The organism is Paenibacillus sp. GXUN7292 (assembly GCF_050864975.1).
Lineage (GTDB): Bacteria > Bacillota > Bacilli > Paenibacillales > Paenibacillaceae > Pristimantibacillus.
Genome location: NZ_JBOZWO010000034.1, coordinates 16,758 through 36,088, shown reverse-complemented (window position 1 = coordinate 36,088; position 19,331 = coordinate 16,758). Strand labels below are relative to the sequence as shown.

The 19,331-nt window shown below is 43.8% G+C and carries 18 protein-coding genes and 1 riboswitch; of the genes, 12 read left to right on the top strand and 6 right to left on the bottom strand.

The genetic code is table 11. The features are described from left to right. Window positions 1–13 precede the first annotated feature (13 nt). From ACRRU2_RS22015 to ACRRU2_RS22000, 4 genes are all read left to right on the top strand, one after another. On the top strand, window positions 14–1,138 hold the full coding sequence (locus tag ACRRU2_RS22015; protein WP_432505029.1) for an NAD(P)/FAD-dependent oxidoreductase: 1,125 nt from the start codon (window positions 14–16) through the stop codon (window positions 1,136–1,138). 165 nt (window positions 1,139–1,303) lie between these two features. Further along, a complete protein-coding gene (locus ACRRU2_RS22010) occupies window positions 1,304–1,933 on the top strand; it encodes a DNA glycosylase AlkZ-like family protein (protein WP_432505027.1) in 630 nt (209 codons plus the stop codon). Between the two features lie 98 nt (window positions 1,934–2,031). Next, on the top strand, window positions 2,032–2,916 hold the full coding sequence (locus tag ACRRU2_RS22005) for an AraC family transcriptional regulator (protein WP_331700880.1): 885 nt from the start codon (window positions 2,032–2,034) through the stop codon (window positions 2,914–2,916). Between the two features lie 63 nt (window positions 2,917–2,979). Further along, entirely contained in the window at window positions 2,980–3,177 is a 198-nt protein-coding gene (locus tag ACRRU2_RS22000) for a hypothetical protein (protein ID WP_432505025.1), read from the top strand. Between the two features lie 159 nt (window positions 3,178–3,336). Here ACRRU2_RS22000 and ACRRU2_RS21995 read toward each other — a convergent pair whose 3' ends face one another. Together ACRRU2_RS21995 and ACRRU2_RS21990 are read right to left on the bottom strand one after the other, a co-directional pair. Further along, window positions 3,337–4,959, bottom strand: coding sequence for a CPBP family intramembrane glutamic endopeptidase (locus tag ACRRU2_RS21995; RefSeq protein WP_432505023.1), 1,623 nt, complete (start codon window positions 4,957–4,959; stop codon window positions 3,337–3,339). A gap of 346 nt (window positions 4,960–5,305) precedes the next feature. After that, the gene (locus ACRRU2_RS21990) at window positions 5,306–6,229 is read right to left on the bottom strand and encodes a LysR family transcriptional regulator (protein ID WP_331700877.1); all 924 of its coding nucleotides are present in this window, start codon (window positions 6,227–6,229) and stop codon (window positions 5,306–5,308) included. Window positions 6,230–6,309: 80 nt separating this feature from the next. On the opposite strand from ACRRU2_RS21990, the gene ACRRU2_RS21985 reads away from it, so the two are divergent. From ACRRU2_RS21985 to ACRRU2_RS21965, 5 genes are all read left to right on the top strand, one after another. Beyond that, on the top strand, window positions 6,310–6,531 hold the full coding sequence (locus tag ACRRU2_RS21985) for a hypothetical protein (protein ID WP_432505021.1): 222 nt from the start codon (window positions 6,310–6,312) through the stop codon (window positions 6,529–6,531). Beyond that, a complete protein-coding gene (locus ACRRU2_RS21980; protein ID WP_331700875.1) occupies window positions 6,528–7,199 on the top strand; it encodes a succinate dehydrogenase cytochrome b558 subunit in 672 nt (223 codons plus the stop codon). Before ACRRU2_RS21985 ends, ACRRU2_RS21980 begins: the two co-directional genes overlap by 4 nt. Window positions 7,200–7,225: 26 nt before the next feature. Next, the gene (gene sdhA, locus ACRRU2_RS21975) at window positions 7,226–9,007 is read left to right on the top strand and encodes a succinate dehydrogenase flavoprotein subunit (protein WP_331700874.1); all 1,782 of its coding nucleotides are present in this window, start codon (window positions 7,226–7,228) and stop codon (window positions 9,005–9,007) included. Window positions 9,008–9,009: 2 nt separating this feature from the next. After that, window positions 9,010–9,774 carry a succinate dehydrogenase iron-sulfur subunit gene (gene sdhB / locus ACRRU2_RS21970; RefSeq protein WP_331700873.1) on the top strand — a complete coding sequence of 255 codons (765 nt, stop codon included), beginning with the start codon at window positions 9,010–9,012 and terminating at the stop codon, window positions 9,772–9,774. A gap of 243 nt (window positions 9,775–10,017) precedes the next feature. Then, complete coding sequence (locus ACRRU2_RS21965; RefSeq protein WP_432505018.1) at window positions 10,018–11,889, top strand: SLC13 family permease; 1,872 nt, start codon at window positions 10,018–10,020, stop codon at window positions 11,887–11,889. Between the two features lie 48 nt (window positions 11,890–11,937). Here the strand turns inward: ACRRU2_RS21965 and ACRRU2_RS21960 are convergent, their stop codons facing one another. From ACRRU2_RS21960 to corA, 4 genes are all read right to left on the bottom strand, one after another. Further along, entirely contained in the window at window positions 11,938–12,246 is a 309-nt protein-coding gene (locus ACRRU2_RS21960) for a winged helix-turn-helix transcriptional regulator (protein ID WP_331700871.1), read from the bottom strand. Window positions 12,247–12,529: 283 nt separating this feature from the next. After that, on the bottom strand, window positions 12,530–13,339 hold the full coding sequence (locus ACRRU2_RS21955; RefSeq protein WP_331700870.1) for a histidinol-phosphatase: 810 nt from the start codon (window positions 13,337–13,339) through the stop codon (window positions 12,530–12,532). 21 nt (window positions 13,340–13,360) lie between these two features. After that, window positions 13,361–14,263, bottom strand: a complete 903-nt coding sequence (locus tag ACRRU2_RS21950; protein WP_331700916.1) for a LysR family transcriptional regulator — start codon at window positions 14,261–14,263, stop codon at window positions 13,361–13,363. Between the two features lie 113 nt (window positions 14,264–14,376). Next, entirely contained in the window at window positions 14,377–15,312 is a 936-nt protein-coding gene (corA, locus tag ACRRU2_RS21945; RefSeq protein WP_331700869.1) for a magnesium/cobalt transporter CorA, read from the bottom strand. A gap of 449 nt (window positions 15,313–15,761) precedes the next feature. Then, a riboswitch (SAM riboswitch) is annotated at window positions 15,762–15,867 on the top strand. 97 nt (window positions 15,868–15,964) lie between these two features. On the opposite strand from corA, the gene metA reads away from it, so the two are divergent. From metA to ACRRU2_RS21930, 3 genes are read left to right on the top strand one after another with little or no spacing between them, the layout of a single operon-like run. Next, window positions 15,965–16,885, top strand: a complete 921-nt coding sequence (gene metA / locus ACRRU2_RS21940) for a homoserine O-acetyltransferase MetA (protein WP_331700868.1) — start codon at window positions 15,965–15,967, stop codon at window positions 16,883–16,885. A 19-nt stretch (window positions 16,886–16,904) separates the two neighbouring features. After that, window positions 16,905–18,068, top strand: coding sequence for a PLP-dependent transferase (locus tag ACRRU2_RS21935; protein ID WP_331700867.1), 1,164 nt, complete (start codon window positions 16,905–16,907; stop codon window positions 18,066–18,068). A 2-nt stretch (window positions 18,069–18,070) separates the two neighbouring features. Beyond that, window positions 18,071–19,225: a trans-sulfuration enzyme family protein gene (locus ACRRU2_RS21930; RefSeq protein ID WP_432505014.1), complete on the top strand. Its 1,155-nt coding sequence runs from the start codon at window positions 18,071–18,073 to the stop codon at window positions 19,223–19,225. Window positions 19,226–19,331 lie beyond the last annotated feature (106 nt).

The following is a 19,331-nucleotide window of genomic DNA, read 5'->3' as shown; positions in this document are numbered from 1 at the left end:
AAGGAATTCGGATGTGAAAAAGGTTATTGTAATTGGTGCCGGGATTTTAGGGGCTTCAGCGGCTTATCAGTTAAGCAAGCTAGGTGCTAAAGTCATAATTATAGATCGTAAAGATGCAGGACAAGCAACTGATGCGGCAGCCGGGATAATTTGTCCATGGTTATCACAACGCAGAAACAAAGCATGGTATCGTCTTGCTAAAGCAGGAGCAAGTTTTTATCCTTCTCTTATTCAGGAGCTAGAGGAGGCTGGAGAAGACAAAACGGGATATGCAAAAGTAGGCGCGATATGCATTCATAATGATCTGAAAAAATTAGTTGCGATGAAAGAAAGAGCGGAGCTTCGCAGAGAGGATGCCCCTGAAATAGGTGAACTTACGATACTGAGTGATCTTGAAGCGAAGCAAAAGTTTCCATTGTTGTCAGAGGGATATCAAGCTCTTCATGTGTCAGGTGCTGCTAGAGTGGATGGGCGTGAATTGAGAAATGCTTTACTAAGAGCAGCACAGCGTAACGGTGCGCAGATGATTGTGGGAGATGCTATTCTAGAGCAAAATAATTTTGAAATTACGAGTGTTAGAGTAGCACATCAAACATTCACAGCTGATGAGGTGATTGTATGCGCTGGCGCCTGGTCCAATGCTTTGCTTCACCCGCTGGGAATCATGATCCAGGTGCATTATCAAAAGGCTCAAATTATGCATTTGCAACTTGCAGACAAAGTCAGCACAGAGCAATGGCCTGTTGTAATCCCGCCTTCAGATCAATATTTGCTTGCATTTGCTGACGGGCGTATCGTGATAGGTGCTACTCATGAAAATGACGTAGAAGGATATGATATTTCTGTAACAGCAGGCGGCTTGCAAGAAATATTAAATAAAGGCCTCCAAACGGCTTCTGGTCTTGCGGATTGTAGCCTCAATGAGATAAGAGTAGGGTTCCGTCCATTTACTGCAGATTTTCTTCCCGTACTGGGAAGAGTTCAAGGATGGAACAAACTAATCGTTGCTAATGGGCTAGGGTCATCAGGATTAACAATGGGACCATTTCTTGGCGAGCAGCTAGCCAAGCTAGCCATGAATCAACAGGTAGATATTCGGCTTGAAGATTATGCAGTAGAGCATGCCATAACTGAGTGATCGACTGAGAGGTATCATTTTTTAGCTTAGTAACATATGTTTGTTTTTAAGGAGCCGATGCGTATATGATTCAATTGACGAACCGCCAGGCACGGCAATTTCTGTTATTGAAGCACGGGCTGCTGGGCGAATATAAATTTACCGGAAAGCAGGGAGCATTGGATTTTGTGCGGCAGGCCAGCTGCATTCAATACGATCCTATCGATGTTTGTGCTGCGTCGAATCGGCGCTGTTGGCCTTTTATGGAATCGTGCATCCGATGCCTGGCTGAACATAGGGGGATTGAAAGCGGAACAGCGCAATGAGGTTTTCCGCCAACTGCTTCATGAAGCACGCATTGTTGCTGTTGCTGTGGACCAAATGAAGGACATGCTTTACTGCCGCACGGAGGATTTGCCGCTTATTGAAGCCGTCTTGCAAAATCCGGTGCCGAATTTGCGCTGCGAGTTGATTGCCCCACTGGATAATTTCATATGGGACAGAAAATTGATCAACGAATTATTTGGCTTTGATTACACCTGGGAGATTTATACGCCTGCAAACAAACGGAAATTCGGCTATTATGTGTTGCCTTTATTATACGGAGAAAGCCTAATAGGACGTGCTGAGGTTATAGCGGAGCGTAAAGCCGGGACGCTTGTTGTTAAAAATATCTGGTACGAAAAACGGCATAAAGTCAACAAAGCAATTGCGAACAGCTCTAAACAATTGTTTCCAAAATTTCGCATTGTTCAACGGATGCGAGACGATTTCGACAGAGTCTATGCTTTTATTAAAATAGTCCACGCTAATTAGCGTGGGCTATTTTTAATATCTTGCAGTTTGATTTTAGCAAAAATAATCAAATAAATAACTTATGAATTTGTTATTCTGTCAATAAAGGAGGGTGTAGGATGCATGATAAAGATTCTGTTCAAAGGGCTATTCAATACATGGAGAATCGTCTTACTTATAAAATGACGTTGGAGGAGATAGCCGCTCACGTTGGATTTTCCGCCTTTCATTTCCATCGTTTGTTTCGTAGTACTGTCGGCATGAATATTGGAGATTATTTGCGAAACCGCCGATTGTGCCAAGCCTCTCGATTACTTTTGCATACTGAGGAATCTATTCTTAATATATCCTTGGACTGTCACTTTGAAAGTCAGGAAGCATTTACGCGAGCATTCAAAAAAATATATGGGATGCCGCCGGGGCGATACCGCAGCATATTTCGTTTACATAATGAAATCATAAAAGGAGAGAATGCTATGCATACAAGTTCACCTATAAAGGATTGGTTTTTGAGTGGAAGTCATCCTCATGAGTATGAAATAGGTATAGATCGAGATATTGTTCATCTCGGTAAATCTTCTGGTTTTTTGAGAGCTATATGCCCGCAAGATGCGGATTCATTTGCAACGTTAATGCAGCAATTCAACGCAGAAAAATTTGTAGGACGCAGGATGAAATTCTCAGGTTTTGTGAGGACAAGCGATGTTACGGCGTTTTGCGGTCTTTGGATGCGTGTAGATAATAGTTATTCCGATGTTCTTCAGTTCGATAATATGAATAATCGAAAAATTATCGGTAATACAAATTGGAATCATTATGCGATTGTTTTGGATATTCCTGAGAAAAGCGCAACCATTTCTATTGGAGTTTTGTTAATGGGATCTGGAAAAGTGTGGGTAGACAGCTTCCAATTTGAAGAAGTTGATACGAGTGTTCCTACAACCAATTTGGAGTTTGATTTTAAAATACTTGACGAACCATCTAATTTATCATTTGAAGAATAACGTTTGAACGGGGAGATAATGATGCTGAATCACTATATGAAAGCAGTGTTCGGAGGTAGCGTTATGGCACTTCTTGTAACAGGATTTAATATTTTTGCAGGTTTACTTTTTAAATGGCTCACGGGAAATTTTGTCGGTCAATTGGTTTCAATTAAGCATTTGTTTTTATTTCTTATTGTCCTACTGTTATCAGCCGGTTATTTGACTACAAAGAAACCTGCTAGAAACGGATACAAAGTTACGGATGCTGGACGGTTTTAGTATACATGTGTTAATGCGAGAAACTTATCAGTGATAGCTGATGACTTTCTTGCATTAACATATGGCGCGGAATTATCCGGCGAACTTGAACCAGTCCGCCGAATACAGCCGATCTATACTTTTCTAAATGCTGCTCAAAATTAACCGGAAATTCCGCTATCAAGTATAGTTGTTCGGTATAGGCGCTGCCGCAGCCTTTTTTCGATCCCATATTTTAAGCACATAGGCAATAATAACAGGGAGCACTAAGAAGAAGACGGCAGATACAATATTGTCGGCAGTGCCTGTCATAAATAACGAGCTGCTTACTGCTACAGTGTTGAATATAGCATGGGTGAACATAGCCGTTATAAAGCCGTACCTTACGAAAATAAAGCTGAACAGCAAGCCGATAATCATTAGCTCGAACAGTCTTGTCGTTGCAGGATAGAACGGATAGGTGACATGACCGAGCGCCCAAAACAAGGTAGGCAGCAGTGCTGCCGAGAAAGAGTTTTTAAACCATCTGCGGAAAATGCCGATTCCAAAAAATCGGAACACCGCTTCCTCTGAAATGGCAGCCGCCCAGGCTAGAACAGGCATTAGCCATAGCGCGCTCATATTATAAGGTGACATGCTGACATCCGTTGTGCTCCAAGTGCCGATTACTTTTTCAAGCAATAGAAAGATGATTGGCTGCAGGCCCAGCATTATAATGGCGAATAAGTAGGATAGGCCCATGCTGCGCCATACATACTGTCCATAGCCTGCCTGGCCCAGCCGAGGCCATAGATTGCGTCCCTGCGCCTTCCATAAGCCATCGCCTGCCACTATCGATATATAGACCGAAGCTGCCATCGCCAGGCTGAGCACCAGTGTAATTACGAGGGTAAATATTTTAATGCCATTCGTCGGGATGCCAGCTCCCTGCGAAGCCATGACGGCATCAAGCATATTGACGTTCATTACAATATAGACAATCAAAAATATGAAAGTCAAAATAGAACCATATTTAAAGGAAGTGTAATGACGATAAAGAACGGCATAAATAATAGCCAGAATAAACAGCACGATACTCATGCCGAGATAGCCAAAGCCGGTCAGTAAGCCAGCAAGTGAATCCTGCTTTGCAACATAGTTTTTATAATCCGGCGGCGGAGTGAATTGAGAAGAATATTTCGTTACAACGATTTTATCGCCAATTTGCTGCGCCATTGCTTTAATATTCATGCTTGCTTCGCCGATTTTAAAAACAGGCGCAGGGCTGCTCCACTCGCCTTTTGGCAGCAGCTTCAGGCTGTTAATCTGGTCTTGTGAAAATTGATACTTGGCAAGCTCAGCGGATATCGCTTCTTTTTGCAGCTGCTCATTGACCGTCTGCTGCGTGCTGCCCACATAAAATTCCCAGCCGACAATTTGCCCGCTAAACATATGTATGTTAACTAGTCCGCTGCCCTTAGTATCAGCTAATTTGAAATTGACTTGAAAATAGTCGTTTGGGAACAAACGATCAAATTGCTTGTCATAGGATTCAGTAAGCTTTTCTTTGGATAAATAGCCTATAAAAAGCTTGTTTGCTTGATGAATCGTCTTGGCATCAGAAACGGTATAACCGGTTTGCTTTTCTACAAACTGGATCGCTGTCTGCTCAGCTGCTTCCTTTTCAATCGTTTTGCCTCCATATTCATGGGAGCTCGTTGCCGAAAAAAGCGGCATCAGCTCAAGCCATATAAAAACAAGACAAAATAAGATAGCAGCTATTACGAATTTTTTCCATTCATTCGCTTTAATCATTTCGTTCATACTGTCACCTCTGCATTTCTAATTGTGCATGCACTTGTCGAGACTGCCGATTCATTGCAGAAGGGCCCATTTTCTGATGATTTAAACCCCGTAAAGGTTTAAATTGGCTTACAAAGGCGGACGCTGCCGCTTCTCAAGTCCCAATCCTGCTCTCCGCTTCCCTTGCTTATTGCTTACCAATGTTTTACCAAAAGAATCGGCAGTCTCCTGTCAATCTCTACCTTATCATATCATTCCTGCTTTGATCCAATATCATGCAGCTCGCATTCTGGCCCGTTACTTCAAATTAATACGGTAAACTGCGTGAAAGCCAGTCATATGTAAGCATACAAATGGCAATAATTATTTATGACTCGATAAATGTGTCAGCCGATTGATTCGCAGCGGGGTAGATGGCTGCGATTTGCTTGATCCAAAGCTGAACGGAAGGATCTAGAGTAGCTGGATCTGGATGAATAAGCGATGTCGTTCGTTTCGTTTCCTCCAGTTCTTTAATAGAAACAATAGCTAGCTCGTTATCAAGCAGAAGCTGCTGGCGCATATACGATTTGGGGAGCAGGGTAGCAGCCCGGCAAGTATGCATTAAACGGAGAATCGCTTCAAATGAGTCGATTTCCATCCGCACGTCTGGCGCCAAGTGGTATTTCTCAAACAGCTCGTCGGTTAAAATGCGATACCAGGTCCCTTTGGAAAATAAAATCATCGGCATGCCGTTTAAATCTTCGATTCCGAGCTCGCCTTTGCTGATCGTCATTTGATTGCGGGGATGGACAAGCAGCAAATGGTCGTCAAATAATGGTGTGCAATGCAGGGTCGAATCGTCAATGCTCGTTGCCACCACGCCAATATCTGCTTTGTGCTCGCGGACAAGAGAAACGATTTCATGTGTTTTTCCTGTAACGGCTTTAATTTCTATCTCAGGATAAGCTAAAGTAATCGTTTGTATAAGATCAGGCAAAGTCGTTTGCAGCGTTGTCAGGCTTGCCCCGATCGTCATCGTAGAACGGCTAGTCTCCATAAACTCTGAAACGGTTTGCAGATATTGACGATGAAGCTGGCGGATTTGAGTTGCATACTCGTAAGTAAGCCGTCCTACTCTTGTAAGCTCCAGCCGCTTGCCGACGCGCTTGAAGAGCTCTACTCCTATGTCCTGCTCCAGCTTGGCCAAGCGTCTTGATAATGCCGGCTGTGAAATATTCAGTATTGCTGCAGCTTTATTCATACTGGATTGCTCAACAATTACAGCAAAAATTTGCAGCTCATCGATCATCTTGTGCAGCTCCTTATGCATTTTTGTTATAACTTATTATAATTAATAAGCAATTCCATTATAAGCTGAAAAGGGGTAGGATGGAAGTATGGCAAAAATGTGTCGCTTTTGTTGACGCTGGTACATGCTGGGGGTACAATGAAACATGGTTTGTACAAATTCCAAGAGTGGCTGAACGTTTTACCTACAAAACTCTTGGAAACACGAAGCAGCTGCATAGTCAATCTATTTGGCATGCTGTTGTTTCAACTTCAACTAAAGAATGCGTAGGTACAGAATTGAAAGGAGAAAACAGGAAATGAAAGGTAATTCGTATTTCTCACGCAAGCTGCACTCGCTGCTCGGAATTATTCCGCTGGGCGGGTTTATCGTCGTTCACGGCCTTGCGAACTATCAGGCTTTTGAACGCGGACCCGAAGGGTTCAGCAAAGCTGTTAATCTTATTAACAGCATGCCTGTATTGCCGTTGCTCGAAATCTTCGGCATCTATCTTCCTTTATTGTTTCATGGTATTTATGGCTTGTACGTCGCTTACCAGTCGAATTCAAATCTAGGAAGGTTTCAATACGGGCGCAACTGGGCGTTTACCGCACAGCGTGTAACAGGAGTTATTACATTTGTATTTGTATTCTGGCATGTATACCAGACTCGTATTCAAGTGTACTTGGGTCAAATTACTCATGAGGAATTAGGCTCAACAATGAATCTCATTGCGAATAATCCGCTTTATTTTGTATTCTATGTAATCGGTGTGCTAGCTGCTGTGTTCCACTTTGCTAATGGTCTGTGGGCTTTCTTAGTTAGCTGGGGCATTACAGTAGGACCGAAAGCACAACGCATCTCTTCCTATATTTGCATGGGCGTATTTGTAGTTGTAGCAGCATTTTTCTTGCTATCGCTTGTTGCATTTAGAGGCGACGAGTTTAAAGAAGCGGCAAGCGCTGCATTAGCTTTAAGCAATCTTGGTTAGTTTTTGAAGACAAGGAGCGATACGTAATGGCAAAAAATAAAATTATCGTCGTTGGCGGCGGTCTTGCTGGTCTAATGGCGACTATTAAAGCAGCAGAAGCCGGCGTACATGTGGATCTGTTCTCCCTTGTTCCGGTAAAGCGTTCCCACTCCGTATGTGCCCAGGGCGGTATTAACGGCGCAGTTAATACGAAGGGTGAAGGCGATTCGCCATGGGAGCATTTCGATGACACGGTATATGGCGGGGACTTTCTTGCCAACCAGCCGCCTGTAAAGGCGATGTGCGACGCGGCGCCAGGCATAATTCACCTTATGGACAGAATGGGCGTTATGTTTAGCCGTACATCTGAAGGCTTGCTTGATTTCCGTCGTTTTGGCGGAACGCAATATCACCGTACTGCTTTTGCCGGCGCTACAACAGGCCAGCAGCTGCTGTATGCTTTGGATGAGCAGGTTCGCCGCTGGGAAGCAGCAGGACTTGTTAATAAATATGAGCATTTCGAATTTCTAGGCGCGGTTATTGATGATGACGGCGTTTGCCGCGGTGTATCTGCGCAGGATTTACGCTCCATGGAGATCAAAACCGTTCGTGGTGATGCAGTTATCCTTGCATCCGGCGGTCCTGGTATTATTTTTGGTAAAACGACGAACTCCGTTATAAATACGGGTACAGCTGCGAGTGCTGTTTACCAACAGGGCGTTAACTATGCGAATGGCGAGTTTATTCAAATTCACCCGACAGCAATTCCGGGCGACGATAAGCTTCGTCTAATGTCAGAATCGGCTCGCGGTGAAGGCGGCCGTATATGGACTTATAAGGACGGCAAGCCATGGTATTTCCTAGAGGAAAAATACCCGGCATACGGAAACCTTGTTCCGCGCGATATTGCTACTCGTGAAATTTTCAGCGTATGCGTGGATCAGAAGCTTGGCATCAACGGCGAAAACATGGTTTATCTTGATCTTTCTCATAAGGATCCGAAGGAGCTTGATGTTAAGCTTGGCGGCATCATTGAAATTTATGAGAAGTTTATGGGCGATGACCCTCGTAAAATTCCAATGAAGATATTCCCAGCGGTTCACTATTCCATGGGCGGCATGTGGGTAGATTATAACCAAATGACGAACATTCCTGGATTGTTTGCTGCAGGCGAGTGCGATTACCAATACCATGGCGCTAACCGTCTGGGAGCCAACTCCTTGCTATCCGCTATTTTTGGCGGTATGGTTGCCGGCCCTAAAGCTGTTGAATATATTCGCGGCCTTAAAAAGTCAGCTGAAGATATTGCTTCTTCCGTATTTGATCGTGAGACTAAACGTCAAACTGACAAATATGAGCGCATTAGAGCAATGAACGGTACTGAGAACGCTTATGTTATCCACAAAGAGCTTGGCGAGTGGATGACGAACAATATGACAGTTGTTCGTTTTAATGACAAGCTTGAGCAAACGATTCACAAAATTAAAGAGTTGAAGCAGCGCTATAACAACATCAACATTAACGATACAGCAATGTGGAATAACTCAGGCGTAGCTTTCACGCGTCAGCTTTGGAATATGCTTGAGCTTGCTGAGGCGATGACAATGGGAGCTCTTCTGCGTAATGAGAGCCGAGGCGCTCACTACAAGCCAGATTTCCCTGAGCGTAACGATGATGAATTTATGAAGTCAACAATTGCAACGTGGACGGCTGAAGGTCCGAAAATTTCTTATGAGGATATTGACGTCAGCTTGATCAAGCCTCGTAAACGTGATTACTCAACAGATAAGAAGACAGAAGAGAAGACAGATAAGAAGAAAGGAGAATAAAGATGGCTCAAACTACAGTTGCTAACAAAACAGTTAAGTTTATCATTACTCGTCAGGACAAGCCGGATTCCAATTCATATACGGAAGAATTTGAAATTCCTTACCGTCCTAATATGAACGTTATTAGCGGTCTTATGGAAATTCAGCGTAATCCCCAAAAAGCGGACGGTTCCAAGACAGCTCCTGTATGCTGGGAATCCAACTGTTTGGAAGAAGTGTGCGGCGCATGTTCAATGGTTATCAATGGCAAGCCGCGTCAGGCGTGCAGCGCGCTGATCGATAAGCTGGAGCAGCCAATCCGCCTTGAGCCGATGAAAACATTCCCGGTCGTTCGTGACCTTGTTATTGACCGTGAGCGTATGTTTACCGCATTGAAGCGCGTTAAAGCGTGGATTCCAATCGACGGTACGTATGATCTTGGTCCTGGACCTCGTATGGCTGAATCGAAGCGTCAATGGGCTTATGAGCTTTCCAAATGTATGACTTGCGGTGTTTGTCTAGAGTCATGCCCTAACGTTAACGATCGCAACAGCTTCATTGGTCCAGCTGCTATTTCTCAAGTTCGCTTGTTCAATGCTCACCCTACAGGTGAGATGAACAAGGAAGAGCGTCTGGATGCGTTGATGACAGACGGCGGTATTGAAGGCTGCGGCAACTCGCAGAACTGCGTACGCTCTTGTCCGAAGGGCATTCCTTTGACAACTTCAATCGCTGCTATAAATAAGGATACTACGAAGCATTTGTTCAAGAAATGGCTTGGCATGTAAGTTAAGATCCAAGGATATGCACATTAAAGGCTGTTTCGACAGTAGCTGCACGCTGGCTGCTATCGAGCAGTCTTTTTTTAAGATATAAGAAAGTATAAGTTTTTAACTGCAATGAATTGACAGTCAAAATGATGAGCTGTGTCAAATATCACATGAACGATTATGCTGGTATGCTAAGCTAACTAACAACTAATACCCGCTTGCTAGCAGCGGTGGAAGATTAAGAAGATGGTGAGGCTGCTTATGAGTACGGATATGATCATAACACTTACAATATTAGTTATTGCAGCGGGACTATTTATGAGCGGTAAGATTCGTTCCGATTTGGTTGCGATTTGTGCCCTAATTTTGCTCGTATTATTTGATATTTTGAAGCCGGCAGAAGCATTGTCTGGTTTCGCCAACTCCGTAGTTATTATGATGGTCGGCTTGTTTATCGTTGGAGGAGGCATTTTTCATACTGGACTGGCTAAGAAGGTTAGCGGTCAACTGCTCAAGATGTCAGGCAAAAGCGAGACAAAGCTGCTAATAACAGTTATGCTTGCGACTTCATTTATTGGAGCATTTGTCAGCAACACAGGTACAGTTGCGGTGATGCTGCCTATCGTAGTCAGCTTAGCGATGAGCGCTGATGTAAACCCTGGAAAGCTTCTGATGCCGTTAGCTTTTGCAAGCAGTCTGGGCGGAACGCTTACATTGATCGGAACACCGCCTAATATGGTTATACGCGAAACTCTATCGAATGCAGGAGTTGCTGAGCTTTCTTTTTTCTCATTTTCTCCAATTGGAATCGTATGTCTTGTTATTGGTACAGTGCTGATCGTTCTTCTTAGCAAATATGTACTGCCGTCCAATAACAAAAGCGGCGCGGGCAAGAAGGAGAAAAGCCGTACATTGAAGGAGCTAGCTGCCCAGTACAGCTTGTCGCAAAATCTATACCGCGTTCAGGTTACAGAGCACTCCCCCATTTTGTCCAAGCAGCTGCAAGAGCTGCAAATGACAGACCGTTATTGCATCAGCTTGAGTGAGATCAGAAGAAAAACGTCGCATAAAAACCCTTTTTTCAAAACGATTAGCCAGGAAGTGGCAGGACCTAAAACGATAATTGAAGCAGACGATATATTATATGTGAATGGGACGTTTGAAAATGTAGAAAGATTTGCTCAAGAAAACCAGCTGGAAATTATGGATCATCAGGCTATTGAAAGAGTCGCTGACCAGTCAACGGAGCACTTTGCATCTGCAGAAATAGGCATTGCAGAGGTGCTGTTCCCTCCAAGCTCCAGACATATTAATCAGTTGATTAAACAGACGGGGTTTCGAGAGCGATTCAACATTAATATTTTAGGCATTCAGCGTAAAGGCGAATATGTGCTGCATCAGCTTAAAGATGAAAAAATCCGTTTTGGCGATGCGCTGCTCGTTCAAGGTGCTTGGAGCAATATCGCCCGCTTGTCCCAGGAGCAGGAGGATGTCGTAGTTGTCGGCCAGCCTTTGGAAGCGGCAGCTTCGGTGCCTATTAATCATAAAGCTCCGCTGGCTGGTGCGATTATGATTCTGATGGTAGTTTTGATGATACTGGATATTTTTCCTGCGGTAATTTCAGTCTTGATAGCGGCTGTATTAATGGTGGCAACCGGCTGCTTAAGAAGCATGGAGGAAGCCTATAAAACAATTAATTGGGAGAGCATCGTCTTAATCGGGGGCATGATCCCGATGTCGATTGCGATCGAAAATACAGGAGCAGCCGAACTGCTGTCCACTAATCTCGTGAACAGCTTAGGAAGCATGGGGCCGCTTGTATTGCTGGCAGGCATCTATTTTGCAACGTCTACTTTGACATTATTTATTAGCAATACGGCATGTGCGGTACTTTTCGCACCGATTGCTTTATCAGCTGCCCTGCAAATGGGTGTCAGCCCGATTCCATATCTGTTCGCCGTCTCATTAGCGGCAAGCATCTGCTTTGCAGTACCGTTTTCAACACCGCCTAATGCGCTCGTAATGACAGCAGGGAAATATACCTTTATGGATTTCATTAAGGTTGGCTTGCCCGTACAAATTTTGCTTGGTGTAGCTATGGTTGCTTTGCTTCCTGTGTTTTTCCCGTTCTAAGATCATAAATAAAAGAGGAGGCTTGCGCCTCCTCTTTTATCTTTATGGTTAGAGCCAATGCTCGCCCCAGGCTTGAATGGATTCTATTACAGGCTGCAGAGCCTCGCCCTTAGGGGTTAGCTCGTATTCGATGCGTACAGGCATTTCAGGATAGACGTGGCGATTGACGATACCTTGGCACTCTAATTCCTTCATGCGATCCGTGAGCATCTTGTCGCTCATTTCGGGAATTTGCTCCTTCATATCTTTAAATCGCTTAGGTCCCCCAAGCAAGACGCGAATAATTTTACCTGTCCATTTTTTTCCTAAAATATCAGCCGCAGCTTCATACTTCGGGCACATTGTCGAATAATCCAACCGAATCACCCCGCTTATTGTATATTTATTGTAACATAGGTACGCAAAAAAAGTAAGTAAGTGAAAGAGGGTATTGATTGGAAAAAGAAATGTTTGGCACTTAATGAAAACTAATAATTTGTTACACAAATGAAATGTTTCTGTTATCGCTCTATTACATCATTAGGCTATTATACAGATAGACCCCCTTTTGAATATATATAGCTTTAGGACCTGCACTCTGCAGGTCCCTTTTTTTTATTTTGTGCCAGAACGGTTAGTGCACTGTGGATTAACAGTGAAATTACAACGGTACAACAATCCGCTTTCTTTTGCGATAGAATACCCACTGCTTATAGCCAATTTGCTTAAGAACTGCTGCCACCTGTTCAAAATCCTCGGCAAGCCTCTCAGGCGTATGGGAATCAGATCCAAATGATACTTGAACGCCAAAATAATGAGCACGCTCAAGAATATCGTTCGAAGGATACCAGCCGCCAGCATCCTTAGTGCTTCCCGATGTATTAATTTCTATTGCAACACCACATTCCGCTATCGTGCGAAGTGCGTCGTCAACGGCATCCTGTGCAGGGATATCGGAAAAAGCAGGATAATAGCCTTTCATGGCATCAATATGCCCTAGTATATCAAACATGCCGCTTCGCGCCGACTGTCCAATCAAGTCATAATATTCTCTTTTTTCCTCGATCAGCTCTTTATCAGAAAGATGCTTCCAGCGATTTTTATTAAAAATGCTTACGCCTTTTACTTGATGGACAGAGCCGATAATATAGTCAAATGGAACAGAAGCATAAGCCGCTTTGTATGCATCCAGATGATCAGGGAAAAAATCTGATTCAATACCTAGCAATACTTCAATTTTATCTTTATATTTGTCTTTTAATTGCAAAACCTCGGCCACATAATTAGGAAAGTCGCTTCTTGCCATCGCGATGTTAGAAAAGGGCTGATCCTTTTCGTGATAAAAGTAAGGGGAATGGTCAGAAATGCCAATAACCTGAAGACCGGTAGCAATTGCTGCTTGAATATAATCTTCTATCGAACCTACGGCGTGCCCGCATCGGATATGGTGGGTGTGCAAATCAAATTTCATCGCTCGTACTCCTCCTTGCAGCTATTCACTGCTAATAAATTGGTGCTCAGGCATGCCCTTCAGATCGCTTAAAAACTGCTGCATGGCTGTATTCAAATATCTGCCTGATTTATAAACAACCCCGACGGGATGTGTTTTTTCCAGCTCAGGAACCTTGATCATCTTTAATGACCCGCGCCTGATTTCATTTAAAATTGATAATTTGGAGATGACTGCTGCGCCTAAATTAATTTCTACCATGCGCTTTACTTCTTCACTGCTGGACAGCTCCATAACGATGTTCGGTTGAACATGGTACTCGTTAAGCAGCCGGTCCAAAAAACGTCTGCCAAGCGTATCGGGACCAAGCATAATCATCGGCAAATCCTTTAGCTTGTCAATAGTCGTATGTGTTAGGTTTGCCATTGGATGATCCGGCGATACAACAAGCTCAAACGTGTCATAGTACAGAATAGAAGCCGAAATCTGCTGATTTCGCTCTGTTAAGTATGTTATGCCAACATCGACAGAGCCATTCTCGAGGCTTGCCATGACTTGTGAAGATGGCATGGTATGTATCGTTGTTTTAATTAATGGGAATTGATTTTGAAAATAGGATAAGACCCGCGGCAATAGCTGAATCGCTATTGAAGATGTAGTACCAAGCAATATATGTCCTTGCGGTGTATGGTTTAGATCCGAAAGCTTCTGCTTCAGTTCTTCCGTAATACGCAATATTTGTTCAGCATGCTCTAAAAAAACTTGGCCATGATCCGTTAACGTTACAGGCTGGCTTCGATTAATGAGTATCGTGCCGAATTCGTCCTCCAAGCTTTTTATTTGGGCAGATACTGCTGGCTGAGTTAAATTGAGCAATTCGCCTGCTTTGCGAAAGCTCATCGTTTTCGATATGGTGAGGAGCGTTTCTAACTGACTCATATTCACGCGCAGTAATACCTCCTTCATGGCAAGCAGCCAATAAAAAACGGCCTCGTCATCATTTACTTCCTTTATTATAGCGAAAGTTGCTCATTTCATCAAAAAAAAGGAATGGCCGTCTAGAGCCATTCCTTCTTGCGAAAAATATAAAACATGACCAGACCGAGCAAGGCCATTATACCGATCAAAATATAGGAGCCCTGCTTCAAATGCATGAGTGGAATAAAATCAAAGTTCATCCCATATATACCAGTAATAAAGGTAAGCGGCATGAAAATGGTCGTAATTGCTGTAAAGACACGCATAATTTCATTGGCGCGCGCGGATAGTCCGGATTGATAAGCTTCTCGCAAGTTTCCGGTCAAATCGCGATAGGTCTCAAAGGACTCAGAAACTTTAATCGCATTTTCATAAACGTCGCCAAAATATTTTTGCAGCTGATCATCAATCAGCTTTAAGTCTCTTTTGTTGATCGTGCCGATCACTTCGCGCTGCGGGCCAAGCATTTTTTTAACCCACAAAATTTCACCGCGCAAACCGATAAGCTCAATCAAATGATTTTTCTTCGGATGAATCAGAATGTCCTCTTCCAGCTTTTCAAGCTTGGAGTCAATTCGGTCACCGACAAGGAAGTAGTTATCGACAACCAAATCGAATAGATGATAGAGGAAATAATCCGGACTATGCACCTCTTGCTCCCACAGTCTAGGCTTAAGCAGTCTGAGCTCGTTTATTTTTTGGCTTGTTACCGTAATAATATAGTGCTTTCCCAAAAAGATGTTGAGCGCGCGCAAAAATATTTCTTCATCATCAAAACGGATACTATTCATTACAATAAAATAATGATCGTCATAAACTTCAAATTTAGGACGCTGCTCTTCATCGTTTAAGCAATCCTCAACGGCAAGATCATGAATGCCGAATAAAGGCTGTAAAACGGTTAAATCCTCAAGCGCTGCATCAATCCAATAAAATCCATCAGCTGGTGCAATAAGTGTTTGTTCGATTTCTTCAATAGGTGTGAAGACACCTTCTTTAACTAGACGTATTTTCATCGCAGTCTCTCCTTACGCTGGGGAAAATAGACTGCCGGCTGCTGCATGCACGTAGCCGAATGATTGATCATTGCTTAATGTTCATGACGCTCGCATATCCGTATCTATACGGAGTGACACGTCAAGAAAAGCAAACGACAACAAGCGGCTAGCATGAAACCGGCATAAGATTTGAAAATAATTGCTGGGCTTTGGTCGGTCCCCTTCCATGGCGGCTGTCACTCCTTTTAATGATATAATGTCGTAATCCTTGTTTAGTATACTCCTGCCACAGCTTAACATTCAAGACAAAATGTCATACTACGGTGAACATCTTGACTATAGAGCCAATATAGATTAAAGTGGATGTATCTTAAAATATAAGGCTGAATAAGTTGCAATCTTATCGAGCTTATATGTCTTGCCAGATACGTAATGCGATTTGTTTTATCATAATTAAATAGACTACTTTCTTATCAAGAGCAGGCGGAGGGACTAGCCCTATGAAGCCCGGCAACCGGCATGTAATGTACGGTGCTAATTCTTGCGGAAGCGTAAGCTTCTGAGAGATGAGAGAGGCGTTTGCTGATACAGTTGAGCGTACGACCTTTCTCCGAGAGAAAGGTCTTTTTAATTATTTGACATAGATAATTAATTATTAGGAGGGATAGCAATGCCGATTAAAATTCCGGATCATTTGCCTGCAAAAGAAATATTGAATGAAGAGAACATTTTTGTAATGGATGAAAGTGTGGCCTACCATCAAGATATTCGGCCGCTGCGGATTGCGATACTAAATATTATGCCTACAAAAGAAACAACCGAAACTCAGCTGTTGCGTTTGCTTGGCAATACGCCGTTGCAGGTCGAGTTTGTACTTTTGCACCCTAAAACCCATACATCCAAAAATACGCCTGCGGAGCATCTGGAGACTTTTTACAAAACATTCGACGAAGTGAAGGATGAATTTTTTGACGGCATGATTATTACAGGAGCGCCTGTTGAGCATTTGCCGTTCGAGCAAGTCACTTACTGGGAAGAGCTTCAGGAAATCATGAACTGGAGCGTGGAGCATGTCACTTCCACCTTCCATATTTGTTGGGCTGCACAGGCTGGACTTTACCATCACTACAATGTGCCTAAATACGATTTGAAGCAAAAAATATTCGGCGTATATCCTCATACGGTTGAAAAAAGCAATGTTAATTTGCTGCGCGGCTTTGACGAAATGTTCTTCGTGCCGCAATCCAGACATACTGAGGTGCTGCGTGAAGATATTGAGAAGATCGAAAATCTTGAAATATTATCGGAATCTGCAGATTCTGGCGTTTATATTGTAGCGACGAAGGATGGAAAACAAATTTTTGTAACTGGACATTCAGAGTATGATCCAAACTCTCTTAAAGCAGAATATGATCGTGATATTGCAAAGGGAATGGATATTCAGCTGCCGTGTAATTATTACCCTGGCAATAATCCGGATCATGCACCGCGTTCCACTTGGCGTGCGCATGCTAACCTGCTATTTTCTAACTGGCTGAACTACTATGTGTATCAAATAACACCCTATGAGCTGGGACAAAAAAAGAAATAATTTTGAGGGAGAAGAAACCATGAAAATAGAAAGCAAGCTAGCACAAATCGGTTCGCAAAATGATCCGGATACGGGCGCGGTTAGTTATCCTATCTATCATGCAACAGCATTTCGCCACCCAAAGCTGGGCCAAAGCACGGGCTTTGATTATTCCCGCACCAAGAGCCCGACAAGATCTGTTCTAGAAGCAGCGATTGCAGAATTGGAAGCGGGAGATGCAGGCTTTGCCTGTAGCTCCGGCATGGCTGCCCTGCAAACGGTTTTTGCTTACTTCAGCCAAGGAGATCATTTCATCGTTTCTATTGATCTGTATGGCGGTACGTATCGTTTGCTGGATCAAGTCATGTCACGCTTTGGCGTTACGGTTTCCTACGCAGATACGAATAATATTGATGAGCTGGGCAAGCATTTGCAAAGCAATACAAAAGCTATTTTGATTGAAACACCAACCAATCCGTTAATGATGATTACGGATCTGGAGAAGGTTTGTGCATGGGCCAAAGCTAATCAATTGCTGACTATTGTTGACAATACTTTGCTTACGCCTTACTTCCAGCGTCCTATTGAACTTGGTGCAGATATTGTCGTTCACAGTGCCACCAAATATTTGGGCGGACATAACGATGTACTGGCAGGCTTCATCATAACGAAAGGCAAAGAACTTTCGGATAAAATGGCTTTTCTTCATAATTCTATTGGCGCTGTGCTCGGGCCGCAGGATTCCTGGCTGCTTATGCGCGGAATGAAGACATTGGCGCTTCGTATGGAAAGGCATCAATCCAACGCTCTTGATCTTGCCCATTATTTGCAGGAGCATCCAGCGATCGAGAAGGTGTTTCATCCAGGCTTGCCGGATCATCCGGGCTATGATATTCAACAGAAGCAATCTTCGGGAAATACCGGCATTTTTTCTTTTAAAGTAAAAGATGAGCGCTATGTGGAGCCCGTGCTGCGTCATGTGGAGCTAATCGCCTTTGCTGAGAGCCTGGGCGGAGTGGAGTCCTTGCTTACGTATCCAAGAGTACAGACGCATGCCGATATTCCATTTGAAGTAAGACAACGAGTGGGTGTCGATGAAAAACTGCTTCGCCTTTCTGTAGGGATTGAGCATATTGACGATCTAATCGCCGATTTGGAGCAAGCCTTGGCCGCAGCCAAAGCAGAAATTGAAGAGGGGAATTAACGATGAGTCAAAATAAAAAGCATTTTGAAACGAGCTTGATTCATTTTGGCTCAGAAATTGATTCGCAGACGGGCGCGGCGAGCGTACCGATTTTTGCAGCGACTACCTTTCATCACAAAAGTATAGAGGAATCGCAAAAATATGATTACAGCCGTTCCGGCAATCCGACGCGTGAAGCGCTTGAGCAATATATTGCCGTGCTTGAAGGCGGAACCGATGGCTTTGCATTTGCTTCCGGCATGGCGGCTATTTCCACAACATTTTTGTTATTTTCGGCGGGCGATCATATTATTGTTACAGATGATGTGTATGGCGGAACGTATCGTTTTTTGACAGCCATCATCAATCGTTTCAATGTTGAAGTGACATTTGTCGATATGACGGATTTCGACAAAGTAACGGCCGCTTTGCAGCCTAACACAAAGGCCATATTTATGGAGTCGCCATCCAACCCGACCTTGCAGATTACAGATATTAAGAAACTTGCGGTTTGGGCCAAAGAAAATGATTTGATTTCTATTATAGATAATACGTTTATGACTCCTTTGTATCAGCGTCCGCTGGAGCTCGGCATTGATATCGTGCTGCATAGCGCTACCAAGTTTCTAGGCGGCCATAGCGATGTGCTGGCAGGACTTGCTGTAACGAAGGATGCGAAGCTGGCTAAGCAGCTCAAGTTTTTGCAAAACGGGTTTGGCGCTGTGCTTAATGCGCATGAATCGTGGATGTTAATGCGCGGCATGAAGACACTGCAAGCCCGCATGGTTCAAAGCGAGCAGAGCGCTCGAAAGCTGGCTGAATATTTGCAGCAGCATCCAAAAGTAATCCGAGTGTATTATCCAGGACTTGCGGATCACCCGGGCCGCGAAATTCATGAGTCGCAGTCATCAGGCTATGGCGCAGTAGTTTCTTTTGAGGTAGACGGCGGCGAGCGTGCGATTCAAATGCTCAATCGTGTGAAGATTCCGCTGGTAGCTGTAAGCCTTGGTGCTGTCGAGAGCATTCTGTCCTATCCGGCGAGAATGTCCCATGCTGCGATGACCAGAGAGGAACGTTATGCCAGAGGCATCACAGACGGCCTTGTCCGCTACTCCGTAGGCCTTGAGCATATCGAAGATATTATAGCGGATTTGGATACGGCTCTTGCGGAGCTGTAGCGCTGCTATTAAGTATGGGAGTCGCTATGCGGCTCCCATTATTAATGTAATTATAATGGGCAAGAGGGGCACTGCGATCAAGTTTGAGCTTCCAACCGCTATCTAC